This window comes from Bacillus sp. N6 (genome assembly GCF_052805735.1).
In genome coordinates this window covers 892,566-911,267 of record NZ_CM127843.1, presented here as the reverse complement: position 1 = coordinate 911,267, position 18,702 = coordinate 892,566, and the positions used below count along the sequence as shown (strand labels likewise).

At 36.0% G+C, this 18,702-nt stretch carries 21 protein-coding genes; 3 read left to right on the top strand and 18 right to left on the bottom strand.

The features are described from left to right. Positions 1-41: 41 nt before the first annotated feature. From ACUXVC_RS04660 to ACUXVC_RS04605, 12 genes are all read right to left on the bottom strand, one after another. Positions 42-200, bottom strand: coding sequence for a hypothetical protein (locus ACUXVC_RS04660; RefSeq protein ID WP_164083071.1), 159 nt, complete (start codon positions 198-200; stop codon positions 42-44). A 110-nt stretch (positions 201-310) separates the two neighbouring features. Beyond that, the gene (locus tag ACUXVC_RS04655) at positions 311-472 is read right to left on the bottom strand and encodes a hypothetical protein (RefSeq protein ID WP_446025941.1); all 162 of its coding nucleotides are present in this window, start codon (positions 470-472) and stop codon (positions 311-313) included. 288 nt (positions 473-760) lie between these two features. Further along, a complete protein-coding gene (locus ACUXVC_RS04650; protein WP_016082677.1) occupies positions 761-1,156 on the bottom strand; it encodes a hypothetical protein in 396 nt (131 codons plus the stop codon). 536 nt (positions 1,157-1,692) lie between these two features. Further along, entirely contained in the window at positions 1,693-2,217 is a 525-nt protein-coding gene (locus ACUXVC_RS04645; RefSeq protein WP_000764214.1) for a nuclear transport factor 2 family protein, read from the bottom strand. 148 nt (positions 2,218-2,365) lie between these two features. Then, the gene (locus ACUXVC_RS04640) at positions 2,366-2,758 is read right to left on the bottom strand and encodes a nuclear transport factor 2 family protein (RefSeq protein ID WP_001046367.1); all 393 of its coding nucleotides are present in this window, start codon (positions 2,756-2,758) and stop codon (positions 2,366-2,368) included. A gap of 4 nt (positions 2,759-2,762) precedes the next feature. Next, complete coding sequence (locus ACUXVC_RS04635) at positions 2,763-3,584, bottom strand: cytoplasmic protein (RefSeq protein WP_144465692.1); 822 nt, start codon at positions 3,582-3,584, stop codon at positions 2,763-2,765. Positions 3,585-3,909: 325 nt separating this feature from the next. Next, positions 3,910-4,530 carry a DsbA family protein gene (locus tag ACUXVC_RS04630; RefSeq protein WP_029441729.1) on the bottom strand — a complete coding sequence of 207 codons (621 nt, stop codon included), beginning with the start codon at positions 4,528-4,530 and terminating at the stop codon, positions 3,910-3,912. A gap of 608 nt (positions 4,531-5,138) precedes the next feature. After that, the gene (locus tag ACUXVC_RS04625; RefSeq protein WP_000544136.1) at positions 5,139-6,110 is read right to left on the bottom strand and encodes an ABC transporter ATP-binding protein; all 972 of its coding nucleotides are present in this window, start codon (positions 6,108-6,110) and stop codon (positions 5,139-5,141) included. Further along, positions 6,103-7,095, bottom strand: coding sequence for an ABC transporter ATP-binding protein (locus ACUXVC_RS04620; RefSeq protein ID WP_446025940.1), 993 nt, complete (start codon positions 7,093-7,095; stop codon positions 6,103-6,105). Before ACUXVC_RS04620 ends, ACUXVC_RS04625 begins: the two co-directional genes overlap by 8 nt. Before the next feature lie 26 nt (positions 7,096-7,121). Beyond that, entirely contained in the window at positions 7,122-7,973 is an 852-nt protein-coding gene (locus ACUXVC_RS04615; protein ID WP_446025939.1) for an ABC transporter permease, read from the bottom strand. A 6-nt stretch (positions 7,974-7,979) separates the two neighbouring features. Next, entirely contained in the window at positions 7,980-8,930 is a 951-nt protein-coding gene (locus tag ACUXVC_RS04610) for an ABC transporter permease (RefSeq protein ID WP_048565156.1), read from the bottom strand. Positions 8,931-8,985: 55 nt separating this feature from the next. Next, a complete protein-coding gene (locus ACUXVC_RS04605) occupies positions 8,986-10,575 on the bottom strand; it encodes an ABC transporter substrate-binding protein (protein WP_000810659.1) in 1,590 nt (529 codons plus the stop codon). A 317-nt stretch (positions 10,576-10,892) separates the two neighbouring features. On the opposite strand from ACUXVC_RS04605, the gene ACUXVC_RS04600 reads away from it, so the two are divergent. Beyond that, positions 10,893-11,231, top strand: a complete 339-nt coding sequence (locus tag ACUXVC_RS04600) for a hypothetical protein (RefSeq protein ID WP_098976699.1) — start codon at positions 10,893-10,895, stop codon at positions 11,229-11,231. Between the two features lie 165 nt (positions 11,232-11,396). Here ACUXVC_RS04600 and ACUXVC_RS04595 read toward each other — a convergent pair whose 3' ends face one another. Together ACUXVC_RS04595 and ACUXVC_RS04590 are read right to left on the bottom strand one after the other, a co-directional pair. Beyond that, positions 11,397-12,374: an ornithine cyclodeaminase family protein gene (locus tag ACUXVC_RS04595; protein WP_089170493.1), complete on the bottom strand. Its 978-nt coding sequence runs from the start codon at positions 12,372-12,374 to the stop codon at positions 11,397-11,399. Between the two features lie 19 nt (positions 12,375-12,393). After that, entirely contained in the window at positions 12,394-13,398 is a 1,005-nt protein-coding gene (locus ACUXVC_RS04590) for a proline racemase family protein (RefSeq protein ID WP_095691336.1), read from the bottom strand. A 208-nt stretch (positions 13,399-13,606) separates the two neighbouring features. On the opposite strand from ACUXVC_RS04590, the gene ACUXVC_RS04585 reads away from it, so the two are divergent. Continuing rightward, positions 13,607-13,837 carry a YflJ family protein gene (locus ACUXVC_RS04585; RefSeq protein WP_130055420.1) on the top strand — a complete coding sequence of 77 codons (231 nt, stop codon included), beginning with the start codon at positions 13,607-13,609 and terminating at the stop codon, positions 13,835-13,837. Between the two features lie 133 nt (positions 13,838-13,970). Here the strand turns inward: ACUXVC_RS04585 and ACUXVC_RS04580 are convergent, their stop codons facing one another. The 3 genes from ACUXVC_RS04580 to ACUXVC_RS04570 all read right to left on the bottom strand — a co-directional run bounded on the left by ACUXVC_RS04580 (position 13,971) and on the right by ACUXVC_RS04570 (position 18,042). After that, on the bottom strand, positions 13,971-14,924 hold the full coding sequence (locus tag ACUXVC_RS04580) for a TRM11 family SAM-dependent methyltransferase (RefSeq protein ID WP_001059316.1): 954 nt from the start codon (positions 14,922-14,924) through the stop codon (positions 13,971-13,973). A gap of 153 nt (positions 14,925-15,077) precedes the next feature. Then, positions 15,078-16,685 carry an N-acetylmuramoyl-L-alanine amidase gene (locus tag ACUXVC_RS04575; RefSeq protein WP_000875329.1) on the bottom strand — a complete coding sequence of 536 codons (1,608 nt, stop codon included), beginning with the start codon at positions 16,683-16,685 and terminating at the stop codon, positions 15,078-15,080. A gap of 307 nt (positions 16,686-16,992) precedes the next feature. Further along, positions 16,993-18,042 (bottom strand): M42 family metallopeptidase, encoded by a 1,050-nt coding sequence (locus tag ACUXVC_RS04570; RefSeq protein ID WP_000930086.1) that lies wholly within the window; start codon positions 18,040-18,042, stop codon positions 16,993-16,995. Positions 18,043-18,168: 126 nt separating this feature from the next. Between ACUXVC_RS04570 and ACUXVC_RS04565 the strand changes: the two genes are divergently transcribed. Beyond that, complete coding sequence (locus ACUXVC_RS04565; protein ID WP_001027083.1) at positions 18,169-18,348, top strand: hypothetical protein; 180 nt, start codon at positions 18,169-18,171, stop codon at positions 18,346-18,348. Positions 18,349-18,369: 21 nt separating this feature from the next. Here the strand turns inward: ACUXVC_RS04565 and ACUXVC_RS04560 are convergent, their stop codons facing one another. Continuing rightward, a complete protein-coding gene (locus ACUXVC_RS04560) occupies positions 18,370-18,696 on the bottom strand; it encodes a nucleoside triphosphate pyrophosphohydrolase (protein WP_001277348.1) in 327 nt (108 codons plus the stop codon). Between the last annotated feature and the right edge of the window lie 6 nt (positions 18,697-18,702).

The window sequence follows — 18,702 nt, the reverse complement described above, 5'->3', positions numbered from 1 at the left end:
GACTGTAATAGCCAATTAAAAAAATGCAAACAAAACGATCCTTAATCAGTCTTTTTGTTTGCATTTCCTTTTTCTAAAACCACAGAAAAGATAAGTACTATAGTTAACAGCATAATAAACCTTACTTCACTTCCATCACTTACAAAAAATGAATACAAAGTATATATTAAAATTAATATTCCATAAATAATTTTGTGCAATGTACTCCCTCCTTTTTGCCCTATATATTTTAGTATAAAAGTTTGATTCAAGTCCTATATCCAAATGAAAATAAAAATACTTTTCTCTTGTTCATTTATCTATTTTCTTTTTATAACTCAAACTTCTTCGAATCGTACTTTTCTAGAGTTTGCTGCAATTCATCTTGTTCATATGGAATATGCTTATCTGTCTGTACATCTTCAACATTTGCTCCATCTGCTAATAATCTCCTGTACTTAAAAGAGTGCCCTGTTAATACTGTTTTAATCATTTTGTATTGCCCTCCTTTTGTTTGATTACTTGTATCATAAAACAGGTATCTGAAGTTGATATGTAGTCTATCTAGAGTGTATGTAAATTTAGAAAATCTCTAATAAAATGTTTGTATTGTAACGTTACCACCAAAACTATTGCCCTAAACACCATGATTTGAAGAGATAGGCCCCCATGTTCTAGTCTCAATTCCTCCTACAGTTCTATATTCAGTAAAACTGGTTAATCCCTATAATATAAAAAGAGCACCACTTTTTGGATGCTCCTCGTTATAACTATATATTATTTAATTTCCTTCTTTTGCTGGTACCATTTTTCCTTCTTGAGAATCTGTACCTTCTGTTCTTTCAACTGTTTTTGCATATTCTGGTTTCTCAGGGGATCCCATTTCAAATCCTGGTTGAGAATCTGTACCTTCTTTTGTTGGTACCATTTTTCCTTCTTGAGAACCTGTACCCTCTGTTCTTTCAACTGTTTTTGCGTTTCCTTTAGGAGTTGCTGGCACTGCATCTTTAGGTAAATCAAAGTTTTGTGAGAAAGACGTTGTTCCATCTACACTCTGTGTAATTACTTGATTTGAACTATCTTCATTTGACTTTAAATTGTCCATTTTCGCATCATCTGCACCTCCCGCTACCAATCCTGTACTTAAAAGTGCTCCTGCTAATAATGTTTTAATCATTTTTCATTACCTCCTGTTTATTTGTAATATTCATCAAAAAAGTATCTAGAGTTAATGTTTTAGTCATTATCTTTATCTACTTGCTTTTTGATTACATTTAGCATAAGACAAGAATCTATAGTTGATATGGACTGCATCTGGAGATTATGTAAAGAAAAATAGATGATCAGTTGTATATCCTAATGGATGCTTAGACAAGATTGAAACTTTATATGAATTTGAATAATTGAGTTCCCCTTTGTTTTTGGGTGTGAGGGACTAACCCTTTCTAATTTGAAAGCAAACTTTTTATTAATTGAAGAATTAAAAGAGGTGGGGATCTTACTGCCCATTAATGCGGGATAAAAGAAAACCGCCTGAAATGATGTGTAATCGAATAGTAGTACATAAAAAAATACAAGTAACAATAAATTAAATCTCGTTAAAACAAAAAGGAGATGTCCCAGGCATGGTACTAGGACATCTCCTTTACTTATCTAAATTTCTAAATTCTATACCGCACTATCAATTAAACAATTATTAAATATATCTTCTATCTAAAACATCGTATTATCATTAGCTGCTTCACTTGGAATCTCTTGAATTACATCCCAGTGTTCGACAATCTTTCCATCCTTGATACGAAATATATCCACTATAGCAACTCCCTTATCTTGAGAATTAGTACGAGAATGTACATGAAGAGCAACTGTATCCCCTTCAGCTACTACACGTTTAATCTCTGCAGAGGAATTAGGATTTTTAACAAAATCCTCCTTAAAGAAATCCATGAAGGCTTTTCGTCCATCAGCAACAAAAGGATTATGTTGCTTATAATCTTCGCTAACATATTTAGGGATAATATCGATATTATGTTTGTTAAAAACTTCGTTATAGAAATCAACTACCATCTTTTTATTCTTTTCATTTTCTTTTACTTCTTTTGATACAGAAGCGACATTTTCGCTCTTTATTGAGTTCCCTTTGTTATTACCGGTGGAAGCTTGATATACCAAAGTCGAAACTACTCCTAAAATAAATACAGAAATAATTGTTATGATTAAACTTTTCTCTAATTTCATATATACCTACCTCTTCTACTTAAATAAATTTTCTTCTATAAAAAGTTTGAAGAAGGAGAAACCTTCCCCAAAATGTAATGTCAGGGGTAATGTTAGGAATTTCATTTATCCTAGCCCCCTATACAAGACATATTAGAAACGATTAGCTCTAACTTAATACCTCATTAACAGTTGCACTGTCCACAATTTGAATAAACTTCTTAACCTTATCGTTCTCATCAAACTTATAAAGATGACAAAAATCTGCTACAAATGACTTCCCTGTAGCTTTATATGTTCCACTATATTTTCCATACACAATAACAGTATTGTTATTAAAAGTATAAATTTCATCTTTAGCGCTATAGTCATCCCATTCCGTGCCAAGACGTTCATGTACGTTTTTCACTACTTCATCTGGACCTATATAAGTACCTGCATATGGAAACCCAGCAGCTTCTGTCCAAGATACATTTTCACTTAAATACGTTTTGAACGCATCCAATTTCCCTTCGCCAGTTAACACATACGTTTCATGTAATAGTTTTTGATATTTATTCATATCATTAACCCCAAGGCATTTCTTTTGTTACAACTTTTGCACTTAATTCTAATACACCTTTATTTGCATAGTCTGGATATGCTGCTTCAAGTTTTGCCACAAAATCTTTTGAAGTTTCACTTTCCTCAGAAGCTTGAACCGCAGTTCTTAGATAATCCATTGTCGCAGTAAGTGCTTGATTATTTAGAGATTTTTCGATTGATCCATGGCTTGGTACAATTATGTCAGCATGTAATGCTTGTAACACTTTCAAGTTCTCAATCCACGCCTCCATCGCCGCTTTTGAACTAGTATCCGCTAAGAATACATGTATTTCGTTAAATACATCAATACCACCAATTAATACTTTTAGTTCTTTATTAAATAGGCTAGTTCTGTAATGATCTAAGCCTACTAGTTCAAATGTTAACCCCTGAAAATCAATCGCTTTTTCTTTAAACACTTGAGGTAATACCACGTTACTTGGTGCATTTTCTCCAAGAGCGTCTTTCCAAACTTTTAATTTTCCTAAGACAGAATGAACGATATGTTCAACAGTAGACTCTGTTGCATACGCTATAGCTTCTGGGTAAACAGCTTTAATGCTCTCTAATCCAAAGTAGTAGTCTGGATCCCCATGAATAATAAAGATTTTATCTAAAGATAAGTCGTTTTTTTTCAGATACTCAACAATTTCTTTCGAATCAGATTGAGTAAATTTTGAGTTTATTAAAAATGCATGTCCTGCTTTCTCAACTAATGTTGCTGTGACCATAAAGCTTTTTTCATCCGAACTAAACACCGTTAATTTCACATCTTTTTGATTTGTATCGATTGTTTTAAACATAGTATGTTATTCTCCTTTTGTTAAAGTTATTAACTAATTATCATATTTTTATCTTGTTCCGATAAAGTGAAACTTTAATCAGTGGGGGTTTTGTTCATCCCCCACTGATTATTAGTTGAACCAATCGGACTTTTACGGACAGTTGATCCCCCACCTAACTTCTTTGCTTCCACTGAATTTTGAGGTGGGGGTCTTACTGCCCGTTAAAGCGGGATAAAATCTCCCACTCCCATTCATCTGAAAGTGTAATAGTACTGGCGAATATTCCGGAGATGAATGTCAGGTGGCCTAAGATAATATGTTTGCTACTATATCCTAAATTTTCTTAATATAAATTTTTAAAACGCGCTTCAATTTTATCCGGCGTCATTACGCCACCACCAATAGGAATAATTTGATTATCCTTTTGTAAAAGTAAGGAAGGATAGCTATTAACACCAAGCTGTCGAACTTTATTGAAATCATTTTGGACATCTATTATTGTTTCTTGAGCGTTTAAACGGTCTAATACTTGTTCAGGGTCCAAACCATGCTCGATTGCAATTTTGCGATATGTTTCAGGATCACTCAGACTTTGGCCCTCATAATAAAACGCTTTTTGCATAGCCGAAGTGAATTCTAATAAACGGTCTGGCGCTAATGAGCGTAAAGCTGAAAAGCCAATTGCAGCATCTTTCGAATTCATTTTAAAAGTCCCTTCCTCCACCAATTTTTGATATGAAGGACCAAATTCAGCACCTGTAAGTTGATTAATTCTTTTATTTCCTTCTTCTATATATGAGAAGTTTTTCATTGGTAAATTATCTAAAAATAACCCTCCACATAAAACCGTTAATGGCACTTCAGTGTGGTTTTTGTAAAATCCTTTAATACTTTCTGAAAAACCATAGCACCATCCACAATATGCATCCCATACGTAAATAAGGTTATCTTGTTTTGTCTCCATTTAAATCTCCTACCTTTTTTTTATTATCCAGCTCAACTAAATTTTTGGTTTATATAAGTACATCTTTTTATACCTTGTTCTTTTTTAGATACCTTACTATATTTCCCCAAAACTAATATTTCCAAAGAAAGATCCACCAAGGTTTTTAACAAAAGATAACGTTGCACCTTATTGCCCCGTAACAGAAAATACTAAAGCTTAGAATATGCATTGATTTGAATGTGTTAGTAAATTTCTACACCGGGTGGCAACGTATGGACCACCATCCTTAATTAAATATATAAATCATATTTTTAGCAGATATTAGTTGTAACTAAATTGATTACATCTTTATGTAACTATTTTAGTTACAACCAATATAGAAGTCAATTCTTTTTTTCGAAAACATTAAATTTCTACATTAATCTACAACCAATCCCACTCTTTAAAAAAATATATCAACGATTATTCGATTATATCGATCGTAACTCCGAATATATCAACGTTTCGACACAACATATCGATTTACCGACAAATTTCGAGCGCGTTATCTCCTAAACTAACAACCAATCCCACATCACGTTCACCTACAAAGAAAAAAAGCACCAGGTCCCCCTAGTGCTCTCCCTCTAAAACAAATGACAAGCCACCTGATGCCCCTTCGCAATCTCAACCATCTTCGGTACTTCCTGTGCGCATTTTTCAGTGGCGAATTTGCAGCGCGTTCTGAATTTGCAGCCGGATGGTGAGTTTAGTGGGCTTGGTACTTCTCCCTCTAGGATTATTCTTTCTTTCCCAGTGTTTGTTGGATCTGGTTCTGGCATAGATGAGAGTAGTGCTTGTGTGTATGGATGTGCCGGTTTTGTGTATAGGTCTTCGCTGTCGGCAATTTCTACTATGTTTCCTAAATACATGACTCCGATTCTATCTGAGATGTGCCTTACCATCGATAGGTCATGTGCGATGAATAAGTATGTGACTCCTGTTTCTTCTTGAATGTCTTGCAGCATGTTTACGACTTGTGCTTGGACTGAGACATCGAGTGCTGAGATTGGTTCGTCACATAATATAAAGTCTGGTTTTACAGATAGTGCGCGCGCGATGCTAATGCGCTGGCGCTGGCCTCCGCTAAATTCGTGCGGGTAGCGATATAAGTGTTCTTCTTTTAATCCTACCTTTTTCAGAAGGTCTAAAATGATTTCTTTTTGTTCTTCTTTTTCGTAAGATCCGTGAATGTTCATTGGCTCGCTAATAATTTGGAATACATTCATTGCCGGGTTTAATGATGCGTATGGATCTTGGAAAATGATTTGCATTCTTTTTCGATATTCTTTTAGTTCACTTTCCTTTAAACTTGCGATATCTTTTCCGTCAAATAAAACGTTACCTGAAGTGACATCGTGTAAGCGAATGATACTTCTTCCTGTCGTTGATTTTCCGCAGCCAGATTCTCCTACTAACCCGAATGTTTCACCCTTTTTAATTGTGAAGCTTAGGTCATCGACTGCTTTTAATTGCTCTGTTTTCCTGCCAAATAGTCCTTTTTTAATAGGAAAATACTTTTTTAAGTTCCGAACTTCAATTAAGTTTTCTTCATGCATGGAAATCACCTACCGCCCTATCATTTAACCAACACATAGAACGTCTTTCATTTCCGATTTCAAAATATGGCGGACGTTCTTTTCCACAAATGTCCATCGCATGCGGGCAACGCTCTGCGAATGGGCAACCTTGTGGTGGGTTTAATAAGTTTGGTGTTACACCTTGAATAGGAGCAAGTCTTTCTTTTACGCCGTTCGATATTTTTGGCAAAGAGTTTAATAACCCTTTCGTATATGGATGATTCGGCGATTGGAAAATATCAAGTACAGGTCCTTCTTCCATAATAAGTCCGCCATACATAACGATAACGCGCGTACAGTTTTGCGCGACTATTCCTAAGTCGTGCGTAATAAGAAGTAACGCCATATTCGTTTCGTTTTTTAAGTTTTTCATTAAATCTAGTATTTGTGCTTGTATCGTTACGTCAAGTGCAGTCGTCGGTTCGTCCGCAATGAGAAGGTCTGGTTTACACGACATAGCCATTGCGATCATAACCCGCTGCTTCATACCACCGCTTAGTTCATGCGGATATTGTTTTACCCTTTCTTCTGGCGACGAAAGGCCGACTTGTTTTAACAAGTTAACTGCGATTTGCTCAGCTTCTTTCTTTTTCACTTTTTGATGCCTTATAATTACTTCCGTCATTTGTTTCCCAATTTTTACGACTGGATTTAGCGCTGACATTGGGTCTTGAGAGATAAGTGAAATTTGATTTCCTCTAATAGAACGCAATTCTTTTTCAGATTTAGAAAGTATGTTTTCATTATGAAAAAGGATTTCCCCTTCTTTCACTTTTCCTGGTGACGTAACGAGAGACATAACAGACTTCGCCATTACACTCTTCCCGCTTCCAGATTCCCCAACGATACCGACTACTTCTCCTTTATTTAAGCGAAATGTAACGCCGCGAACCGCTTCAACTTCGCCACTTTCTATGAAAAAAGAAGTCTTCAAATTTTTCACTTCTAGTAGTTTTTCAGACACGCTTCTCACTCCTTTCACTTAACACTTTAGTTTTCATGTCCGGCTCCTTTTGGTGCGAAAGCTTTCTTCAATGCTTCACCAATTACGTTAAAACTAAGTACCGTTAAAAGGATAAGGAATCCTGGGAAGAGCGTTAAATACCAAGCTTCACCTATATATCCTTGTGCATTGTTTAGCATGCTGCCCCAAGAAGAATCTGGTTCTCTAATACCTAAACCTAAGAAACTAAGTGATGATTCCATTAAAATCGATGTCGCAATCGTTAATGTCGCGGCGATAATAATGGTTGATAAAATGTTAGGAATGATATGTCTTACAATAATTATAAGTGATTTTTGTCCTGATACTTTTGCGTATAAAACGTACTCACGCTCTTTTACAGATAACGTTTCTGCCCTTACAATGCGCGCGGTGTCCATCCATGTTAGTAATCCGATAATAAGAACTAACGTCGTAATTCCTGGTTTTAAATACGCATTTAATAGTAGCATTAAAAAGAATGATGGAATTGACATAAGTACTTCAACAACTCGCATTAAAAAGTTGTCTAACTTTCCTCCAAAATATCCGCTAATTGTTCCGACTGCGGTCCCGATTGTAATAGAAACAACCATCGCAAGGAAACCGACCGCAAGTGAAACTCGTCCGCCATATAACGCTCTCGTTAAGTAATCCCTTCCGTAATCATCCGTTCCGAAAGGATGACTCATACTTGGTTCTTGTAAGCGATCTGGAATTGACATTTTACTAGGATCGTACGGCGATACGAATGCAAAAATTGATGCGACCGTTAAAACCGCAAGTATAATAACTCCCATTACAACAAACTTATTTTTCGTAAAGCTATGTTTTATCGTTTGAAATCTCCTATTATTCATTCCAAATCACCCCCTCATTCGAATGCGCGGATCTACTACGCCATATAAAATATCAGCAATTAAGTTACCGAGAATTAACATGAATGATGATAGTAATGTAATTGCCATGATAATCGGATAATCAAATCTAAAAATAGCATTTACCCCAAGTGAACCAAGACCCGGCCATGAAAATACTGTTTCCGTAATAAACGCTCCGCCTACTAAACTTGGAATCGATAATCCGAAAATTGTAATGATCGGTATTAATACATTTCGAAGTACGTGATTAAATAACACTGTTTTCTTTGAAGAGCCGTACGCATATTGAATTTGTACATATTCTTCTTCTAATTGCTGAATCGTACTTGAACGAATATATCTCATATAAACAGATACGTTTTGGAACGCTAGCACCATACAAGGTAAAATGCCGTGTTGCACAATATCCCAGACAGAATCTTTACCAACGGTGCGCATACCCATACTCGGAAGTAGGTTCAATTTTAAAGAGAATAAGTAGACTAATAGTAGTGCAAACCAGAAAACCGGCATAGAAATACCAACGTATGAAATAAAGTTTACAATGCGGTCAAAGAATGAATTCTTTTTCACACCTGTAAATAGTCCAAGCGGTATTGCGATTACGAATGAGACGAGTAAAGATGATCCCATTAACCCAATTGTTGCAGGTAATCTTTCTGTGATAAGTTCCAAAACAGGACGATGATTTTGAAGTGAGTAACCAAAGTTTCCTGTTAAAATGTTTTTTAACCATAAAAAATACTGCACGTAAATTGGTTGATCTAATCCTAAACTTTTACGAATACGCTCAACATCAATTGGACTCATGTTTGGCGTGACAAAGTTTCGAACTGGATCCCCCGGTGCTAGTTTTATTAATAGAAAAGAAATAATAGAAATAACAAATAAAAGCGGAATTGCATTTAAAAGCCTCTTCGCAATTACTTTATACACAAACTTCCCCCCTCAAGCTAAAGAAGCTGATTTCCACCAGCTTCTTTATTGTTTCTTATTTCACTTCATAAATCTTAGATAGATCTTCAAACATTGTGACAGGAATTGCTTTCGCTTCTTTTAATCCATCAAACTTTTTATCTACTGCAATAACTGCTTTCGGATACGCGATTGGTAGATAAGGTACGTCTTCTCTAGCTGTCTCTTGAATTTTATGGTATAGCTCTGCGCGTTTTGTTTTATCTGTCTCAACTGCAGCTTCTTCCCATAACTTATCGAAATCAGCGTTTTTATATCGTGCATAATTGTATTCAGCATTGCTTAAGAATAAGCTCTTATATGAATCTGGCTCAGGTCCCATTATGTAACCACCAAATGTAATGTCATATTCTTTATTCTCTTTATCTAAGCCTTTTTCACTTGCCGCACTAGCATCTAATGCATTTAGTTCAACTTCTAAGCCAACTTCTTTTAATTTTTGTTGTGTATATAACGCTAAGCTTTCCATAATTTTATTATTCGTTACATACATCACACGTACTTTTTCCTTATCTTTCACGCCAGCTTTTGCTAATAAATCTTTCGCTTCTTTTTTATCATACTTATAGTCTTTAATATCTTTCGCATAATACATAGCGTCTGGCGTTAAGATTGAATTTGCTGGTTCTGCAAATTCACCTGAAACGAATGCTGAGTTAATCATTTCTTTTTTATCTAACGCATGCGCAATTGCTTGGCGCACTTCTTTTTTCTTCATCAAATCTGTATTCATGTTATAAGATAAGTAGAATAATCTACCTTCAGGGAATGTCACCATTGAGAAGTTCCCAGTGCTATCTAGTTTCTTAAAGTCTTGCGGCTCAATCATCTTCATGTTGATTTGACCATTTTGCAGTGAAACATTTGCTGTATTACGGTCTTTTACAACGCGGTATACGATAGAGTCTAACTTAGCTTTCCCACCTACATAATCATCAAATCGATCTAATGCAACGTACTCATCTGATTTATACTCTTTAAACTTAAACGGTCCTGATCCTACAGGCTGTAAGTTTTTCTTACTCTTCGCTAAATCTGCTTCCCCTTCAAATACATGTTTCGGAATTGGGAAGAAATCATTCATCACACCTTCGAAAGATGCGCTTACTTGAGGTAAAACGAATTGAGTTGTTAACTCATCTACCTTTTTCACCTCAAGCGGCTTTCCTTTAAAAATAAAGTTTTCACGACTTGAGCTATTTTGCTTCTCATCTAAAATAGATTGGAATGTAAATGCTATATCGTCTGATGTAATTTTCTTACCATCATGCCATTTCAAATTATCTTTTAACTTCAGTGTCCAAGTTAATTGATCTTCTGAAGGCGTAAAGCTCTCAGCAAGAACAAACTTTTTCTTACCGTCTTCCATATGATATAGCGGCGCATATAAAGCTTGCTGCACAGTTAATGACACACGATCATTCGCATAAAGCGGATTCATCGTATCTGGATTATCGCTAACACCAATCGTTAACGCCCCTCCGTCTTTCGGAGTCCCTGATTTACTAGTTCCTGCTTGCTTCGAAGAATCTTTTTCCCCAGAACAAGCCGCTAATGCAATAAGTAGTATTAGAACAAATGGTAATGCAAATAACTTCTGTTTCATCTTTCGGCCCCCTCAAACTAGTTATACCCATAAGAAAACTCGGAATTAATCCCGAGTTTTCTTATAAGTTTTAAATTACCACTACCTGTATGTAAAGTCAAACTTTTTTGTAAAACTAGAAAGTTTGAAATCTATTAATGTATTCTTGCGATAAACTATATTTATAAGGATGATAAAATAAAAAAACCTCGAATAGATGGCCTCTTAAAATGAATAAAAAAACTAGAAACTTACAGAAAACACCTCTAAAATGATTGTTATATATGACCGAAAATATAGAATGGGATTAAAGACAAAAACACATTTAGGAGGTTATCATGACATTTGATGAATTGAAAAAAAACAAACCAACAACCTCATGGGTTGAGTCTGATGAAGATGGAGAATTTTTCACTGAAGAAAATATAAGTACAACAAATACAGTTCTTGACACTTACATTAACAATTTACAGCGATTAGGAGAGAATCCAACCGAAGTCGAAGTAATGCAAGTTGTTAAAGAGGTAGTTATTAAATTAAATGAATTAAATATCGAACATGAACATTTTATCGAAACAATGGAAAGAGAAGATCTCTATGAATTTATCGATACAGCAGCACGAATAGCTGGTCTAGAATCTGAAGAAGATATAACAGAAGAATGGCGTGAATGGTAAAAAGTTGCATCTCTAATAATTAGAGGTGCAACTTTTTTCATATACCAATCGAATGAATGATTTGATGTCCGCGCAGAATTCATATATTTCAACATAATATTAAAAGGCTTCAATTATAAATACTAGCACACCCATCCCGACAAAAAAGACCACCAAAAGGCAGTCTCAAAACTCAATCTTATTCCCTACTCCTTGCTCCACCGCTTTCTCATACAAATACTTCGCAACGATAATATCTACTACCGCTAAACCAACTGATTTGAAAATAGTAATCTCTTCATCATTTTCGCGGCCAGCTTTTTCTCCGCTTATAATTTGACCAAGTTCAGCGTGAATGGCGTTTGCTTTGAATAGACCTTCTTTTATCGGAACTTGAAGGTCTCCTGTTTCGTCTAGTGCTGCTTCTTTTGATTCGACTACTACTTTGTTTGCGCTTGTGATGGCGTGTGAGGGTAGTTCTTGCATGCTCGGTCTGAATGAGCCGACGGCGTTTACGTGGACGCCTTTTTGTAGTGTTTCTGAGAAGACTGGTGTGGTTGCGTTCGTAGTTGTGACGATGATGTCTGCTTCACGTATTGCTTCATTTGGATCCCTGTAAACGTAAGCAGGTTTACCAAATTTCTCTTGTATATGTTGCGCAAATGCATATGCTTTTTCTTCTGTGCGATTGTATAAAATGACTTTTTCGATATCTCTAACTGCAAATATTGCTTCGGCAATTCCTTTCGCTTGTTCGCCCGTGCCGATAATGCATAAAGTTTTTGCGTTATGACGAGCTAAATATTTTGTCGCTACTCCTGATAAGGCGCCCGTTCGGATCATCGTTAAGTACGATCCTTCTAAAAGTGCAAGCGGTTCTCCCGTTTGAAAGTCTGATAGCATCACAATCCCATTGATCGTTTTCTTTCCTATCTGTTTATTTTGCGGGACTACCGTTACTATTTTTACTCCAAGTGCCTCAAGTCCTTCCGCTACTGAAGGCATAATTAATGCCGTATTTTGCTCGTTCGCAAATGGTAATGAGCCTCTTATTGGTGTAATCGTTCTTTCTGCGGAAAATTCTTTTAAAGCAAGCGCCGCGTATTCAATAACTTCATTCATATTTACTAAGTTTCTTTGTTCGTTCGCGCTTATAACTAGCATATCTTTCCACCTCCTCCTTCTATCCTAACAAAAATCCCCGTTTCAAATCATCTCTCGGATCTACAACGAACTGATGAAACCCTGTAATAAATGCATGCCCCGTTACTTTCGGAACGACAGCTTCATATGTACCTACCGCTGTTACGGATAATACTTCTCCCTGGAATTTCCCATCAGTAATGCATTCATGGATGAATACTTCTCCTTTTTGCAAGGTAGCTTTTTCAAAAAGAGTTGCGATTCTCGCTGAAGTTCCTGTACCGCAAGGAGAACGGTCTACTTGCCCATCAGCAAAAATCGTTACATTTCGTAGCGTAGCACCTTTGTCTTTCGGTTCATCTGAAAAGATAACGCCGTATATTCCTTTCAATCCTTCTTCAAGTGGATGTTTCACTTCCATTTTGCTCTCTATATAATGTTTAATTTTACCGCCCCACGTTTGAATAGCGGGCAAGTCTTTAAAATCAACTTTCAAACCAAATTCTTTACAGTCTACAACAGCGTAAAATGCTCCTCCAAACGCGATATCTACTTGAAATTCATAGTTATCTATTTTAATAGGAACGTCTTTTTTGTATACAAATGAAGGAACATTTTCAAATGATACAGATTCTACTTCACTCCCGTTATATTTTGCATACGCAATAACTTCTCCGGCTGGGCTATCAATAATGAACTTTTGTTTTTCACCCTTTACTTCAAACATGCCTGTTTCAATTCCAACTGTAATGACAGCAATAATGCCATGACCACACATCGTACTCCATCCTTCATTGTGCATAAATAAAACACCAAAATCAGCGTGGGCACTTGCTGGCGGTGTAATGATACAACCGTACATTCCGTGATGCCCTCTCGGTTCATACATCAGAATTTCACGAAGGTAATCCAAATGTTCCATACAGTATGCGCGTCTTTCCAGCTGCGTTTCCCCTTTTATTTCTGGCACTCCGCCCGTAATAATTCGAAGCGGCTCCCCAGCTACGTGTGCATCAATCGTTGTATATATTTTACTAACCTTCATTTCTATCTCTCCCCTATACGTTGATACTATTTCCAACGCAAGTATCATGCCAAATCGTATAGCATTACTTTTTTCAAATCCCCTCAGTAATGTGTATTCTTTTTTCAACAAATTCATATACAACTGTCTACTTTTTTATACACGGCTTGGATGTTACGTTATAAAACACCTCGATAACTTTGCAATTCCTCTCGTACACACATGTAGGATTCCTTTTACCATTATTATTTTCAATGTAAAGTTACTTCGTCCCCCAACATATACTGTTCAAAAGCAAAAAGGAAGTGATCCCATGTATTACGGAACAAAGGGCTGGTACGTAGCTGAACTAAAAAAATTAGGTGTGCGCTATCATGAAGGAAGAAAACTAGAAAGTTACCGCGGACACGTATTACGCAATTTATTAATCGCACAACAAGAAAAATTAAAAGAACAGTAATATTCTAATGTAACGATATTGGCGATTCTCGGAATATATCAGCAATTTTTTAAATTTATCTATCTACGCCACCAACCAATCACACATCAAACTACAATAAAAAAAGGTCACCCAAACGGGTGACCTTCCTTTCTTATTCACAAACAAGAATTTGTCTAGTAAATGATCCTTTTCTTGTAATACAGCGATCTGTAATTTCGAATCCTGCTTCATGGATCATGTCGTCCATTGTTTCCATCGTGACAACGACTACTTTTTTCGCGATGCGGCGTGCACTTGAGAGAATTGATAGTTGATCTTCTGGTGTGGCATGCGTAAATAAGTCGTACGGCATATCGATAATGGCAACGTCGTAGTTCTCAGTAATTTCCTCGATCGGCCCTTTTGTTACTGTTCCTTCAAATCCGAAATGTGCGATGTTTTTTCTCGTTCCAAGAACTACAAGTGGATTTATATCTCTACCAACGATGTTAATCCCCATAGAAAGTGCTTCTACTACTACTGTTCCAATACCGCAGCACGGGTCAATTGCTCGTACTCCCTCTGGATTTGGTACAGCGATATTTGCAACTGATCTCGCAACACGTGTGCTAAGAGATGTCGAATAACTATGCGGTTTTTTTATGTGATGATACCAAACTGGTTCGCTTTCTACATAGTGCCCGAAGTACCAGCGTCCTCCAAGAGGAACAATCCCGAATACACGCTCTGGATTACGAACATCCGCTTCTCCTTCAATATGCATGCCGAGGTCTCGTTCAATAAGACGTCTTTCTCCATATTCAATTTTATTCTCTCCAACGAGGTCATTGATTTTAACGAAGATAACTTTAAATGTCGCTCCCGCCAAATCAATTTGTTCCACTTGTTTTAAAATGCTTTCTAAGTCGTCTCCTTCATACATAACCTCAACGCGCTCTTTTATAAACGCACTTCTACTCGGGTCAATTTTGACATCACTTTTTAAAATATTAACGTGGGACTCCATTCCAAAGAACGAGCGCATTTCCAAGTAACATAAAGCACGCTCCTCCTCACGAAATGCATACGTATATATACAGGCAGGTGTTTTACTATGATTATTCAATCTATTATCATCCTCTATCGTTTAAAATTGTTCTGATTACAATTACTCAAATACTTTTCTTTTGTATATAAAATTAAATGATATCATATGCCGGAAATAAAGAGAAACGTTAATAAATAAAAGAGACTGCCAATGGCAATCTCTTATTATTTATTAACGGAAAGAAGACACGTTGTTACCCATTTCTTCATAGTAATCTAAAATACCTTGATAAATAGCTTCCGCTGCACTTTGTCTCTGCGCTGGTGTAGCTATTTTATCTGCATCACTTTTATTATCTACAAATGCTAATTCTGCTAATACAGCTGGCATTGTATTTTCTCTAATTACGTATAAATCGCCTTTTTTCACACCACGATCTTTTGTTCCCAGTGCATCTACAAGACGCTCTTGAATTTTTTCTGCTAGTAAACGACTTTCTGATACGTTAGGATTTGTTCCTCTTGCTGTCGCTGATTCATAGTAGAACGTTTCTGTACCTTGTCCATTTTTCTCTTCCGTGCCATTACCATGAATACTTACAAAAATATCCCCATTATTTTTTTGAGCAAATTCTACACGTTTCTTTAAAGAATCAGAAGCACTTGTTCCTGGACGTGTATCATCTGTACGAGTGAATAACACAGTAAATGGTGTCTTTTTCTCAAATATTTTCTGTAATCGTAGTGATACATCTAATACAGTTTCACTTTCTTTCTCATAATAACCTGGATTACCTGAATCCGCTCCACCATGACCTGGATCAATGATAATCGCTTTTCCTTCTAAGAAGTTACCTTGCTTCACTGGATTTAATTGATTTTTATTAACCCATTGGAAACCAGCGCCCATGCGGATACGAATCCAGCTGCCGTTCTCTTCAATAACAGTTACTTGCTGTGCGTTATGTGTTCCCATTACTTTTGACGAAGAAGAAGCTTCTGCATAAGTAGTGAATCCTTCATTAATAACTTCTGTTTTCTCTACTAAAGGTGTCCATTTATCACCGTTACTTGTTGCAATTTTGATCCATCCATCTCGTTCTTCTTTAATTTCAACCGTTTGTGGATTATGCTGATTCGCACTAATCCCAGAACTTAATGATGGTGCGTGATATGTAATGAATTTTCTATCTATGTACATTTTCTTTGTTTCTACTGGACGATCACTATTCTTGCTAAATTTATCTGTTTGCGCAGTAAGCTGAGCTGCTTGTTCACGCGTAATAGAATCATTCGGTTTCCAGCCATTCTCTGTACCTAAAGAAAGTTTTAATTCTACTAAAATATTAACTTCTTCTTTACCCCAATGATTCTCTAAATCAGCGAATTTTGTAGGAACTGGTCCTGTTACTTTGCTTTTCAGATTATATGCTCTTACAAGCATAGCTGCCATTTCAGCACGAGTTACTTTTCCTTCAGGATCAAATACTCCTGGTTCTCGCCCTTTAATAATATTCTCTTTTTCCATGGCTGCAATAAATGAAGCTGCCCAATTATTTTTTGCATCATTATAAGACGGCTTTGCATTCGGATCTACTTTAGCACCAATTGCCGTTGCGATAATCTTTGCTGCCTGGGCACGTGTTAAATTTCCGTATGGCATAAAGTTACCATCTGGCATACCGTTAATTACATTTCTCTCTACTAAATAATAAATTGCGTCTTTCGACCACGCACTATCTGAAACATCAGGAAATTTCTTCGTTTCTGCTAAACTACTAATTGGATGTGCTAGTAAATTTGCTGCTAATAAACCTGCGGCTATTGCTTTGTACTTCATGAAAAATAAATCTCCTCTCAAAACTTCATATTCATACATTTTTTTAATCAAGCTAACTAAAAAATATTAACTATTAATTAATTCCTTTCATAGTGTATAACATTATATATCTATAGTAAATACGTTTCCGGCCGTATAACAAAAATCGCATATATATAACTTATAATGAATGTATATAAAATAAAACTTTAATCAACCCACAAATAGCAGGATAAAAAAACGATTAGGACATGTCTCCTAATCGCTTTGCCAAATAAAAAGCTGATTAAAAATATTATTTTTAATCAGCTCTCTATTATCTATGAAATTATTCTTCAATTAAATTAGACATTACATATGCATACACTAATGCTTCTGTATGCGCAATAGAACTTTCATGTGTACGTTCAAATGCGTGAGAAGAATCAATACCCGCTCCAATTAAAGCATGTTTCACATCAAATCCCGCGCGAATCGCAGCTGATGCATCAGATCCGTAGTATGGATAGATATCTACTTTATATTCAATATGATTCGTTTTCGCAAGCTCTACTAAATGTTTACGTAAAGCGTAATGATACGGGCCGCTAGAGTCTTTTGCACAAATAGATACTGTATATTCATCAGATGTTTGTCCATCACCTAACGCTCCCATATCAACTGCTAAGTATTCAACAGTTTCTTCTGGAATATTAGAATTACCACCGTATCCAATCTCTTCATTATTAGAAATTAAGAAATGCGTCGTATATGGTAATGTTACGTTTTCATCTTGTAATCTTTTAATTAATTTTAATAAAATCGCAACACTTACTTTGTCATCTAAATGACGTGATTTTATGTATCCACTCTCTGTAATTTGAACGCGCGGATCAAATGACACGAAGTCTCCTACTTCAATTCCTAATTCGCGTACTTCATCAGCTGAAAATACGCGCTCATCAATACGAACTTCAATATTTTTCTCATCGCGTTTTGCTTCACCTGCATCTTTATATACATGTACAGATGTTTGATGCATTAAAATCGTTCCTGTATACGTCTTGCCACTTGATGTTTCAATTTCGCAATATTCTCCTTCTACAGAGTTCCAGCGAAATCCACCAATCATAGAAAGACTCAGGCGACCATCAGGCTTAATTTCTTTCACCATCGCACCTAACGTATCAACGTGTGCCGTTAATAAGCGGTGCTGCGCATCATTCTTCCCTTTTACCGTTAAAATAAGAGCACCCTTATTATTACGTTTCGTTTCTACGTTCCACTCACTTACATAGTTTTCAATGAAATTAATAATTTTTGCTGTATTTCCAGATGGACTCGGAATAGAGACAAGCTCCTTAATCAGTTCCATCGTTTCTTTCGTATGATGTGCCATTGTCGTTTCCTCCTCACTTTCTCTACTATTCAGTATACAAAATTCGCCAGAAAACCTCTACTTATATAGCTTAATTTTCTAAATTGTAGTAAAATTCTTTTTAGTATACAAAAGGAGTCCTGAAATATGAATATATCAAAAAAATATATACACATTGCACTCATTTGGTTTTTAGCATCATTATTTTGTTTACAAATCTCTTATGCCATTCATACTACTACTTCTATTACAATCGGCTGGATATTAACAGCTATCTTCTTCATTATTAGCTTCATTGCAACAAAAAAGCATAGCGTTACTCATTAACGCTATGCTTTTCCTATAAAACTATTCTTCTGAAACGTCTAATAAATAAATACCTCTTTCAAATCCACCGCGCTCTACTTCTTTTTTCTTACGAAGGCGTTCTACATCTTCAATCGATGCACCTTCTGCACGTGCTAATGAGATGATAACTTCTAGCGCATCCGCAAGAGAATCTAGCGCATGTTCGCGTTCTTTCATAGAAGCAAATTCACGAATTTCTTCTGTTCCAATTTTCGCTAAAGCTTGTATGTATGCTTGACCTGTTAATTTTTGTGCTGTATACGTTTTTCCAGACATTAAAATCTTCTCTGGAACACGATCTCTTACTAACTTGTTATATGCTGACATCATTCA

Bases quoted from the DNA above. Each gene is read 5' to 3' on its own strand.
- ACUXVC_RS04570 (WP_000930086.1), bottom strand. From the start codon at position 18,042: ATGGCACATCATACGAAAGAAACGATGGAACTGATTAAGGAGCTTGTC.
- ACUXVC_RS04565 (WP_001027083.1), top strand. From the start codon at position 18,169: ATGAATATATCAAAAAAATATATACACATTGCACTCATTTGGTTTTTA.
- ACUXVC_RS04655 (WP_446025941.1), bottom strand. From the start codon at position 472: ATGATTAAAACAGTATTAACAGGGCACTCTTTTAAGTACAGGAGATTA.
- ACUXVC_RS04575 (WP_000875329.1), bottom strand. From the start codon at position 16,685: ATGAAGTACAAAGCAATAGCCGCAGGTTTATTAGCAGCAAATTTACTA.
- ACUXVC_RS04635 (WP_144465692.1), bottom strand. From the start codon at position 3,584: ATGTTTAAAACAATCGATACAAATCAAAAAGATGTGAAATTAACGGTG.
- ACUXVC_RS04630 (WP_029441729.1), bottom strand. From the start codon at position 4,530: ATGGAGACAAAACAAGATAACCTTATTTACGTATGGGATGCATATTGT.
- ACUXVC_RS04615 (WP_446025939.1), bottom strand. From the start codon at position 7,973: ATGAATAATAGGAGATTTCAAACGATAAAACATAGCTTTACGAAAAAT.
- ACUXVC_RS04650 (WP_016082677.1), bottom strand. From the start codon at position 1,156: ATGATTAAAACATTATTAGCAGGAGCACTTTTAAGTACAGGATTGGTA.
- ACUXVC_RS04600 (WP_098976699.1), top strand. From the start codon at position 10,893: ATGACATTTGATGAATTGAAAAAAAACAAACCAACAACCTCATGGGTT.
- ACUXVC_RS04625 (WP_000544136.1), bottom strand. From the start codon at position 6,110: ATGCATGAAGAAAACTTAATTGAAGTTCGGAACTTAAAAAAGTATTTT.
- ACUXVC_RS04590 (WP_095691336.1), bottom strand. From the start codon at position 13,398: ATGAAGGTTAGTAAAATATATACAACGATTGATGCACACGTAGCTGGG.
- ACUXVC_RS04605 (WP_000810659.1), bottom strand. From the start codon at position 10,575: ATGAAACAGAAGTTATTTGCATTACCATTTGTTCTAATACTACTTATT.
- ACUXVC_RS04595 (WP_089170493.1), bottom strand. From the start codon at position 12,374: ATGCTAGTTATAAGCGCGAACGAACAAAGAAACTTAGTAAATATGAAT.
- ACUXVC_RS04645 (WP_000764214.1), bottom strand. From the start codon at position 2,217: ATGAAATTAGAGAAAAGTTTAATCATAACAATTATTTCTGTATTTATT.
- ACUXVC_RS04640 (WP_001046367.1), bottom strand. From the start codon at position 2,758: ATGAATAAATATCAAAAACTATTACATGAAACGTATGTGTTAACTGGC.
- ACUXVC_RS04560 (WP_001277348.1), bottom strand. From the start codon at position 18,696: ATGTCAGCATATAACAAGTTAGTAAGAGATCGTGTTCCAGAGAAGATT.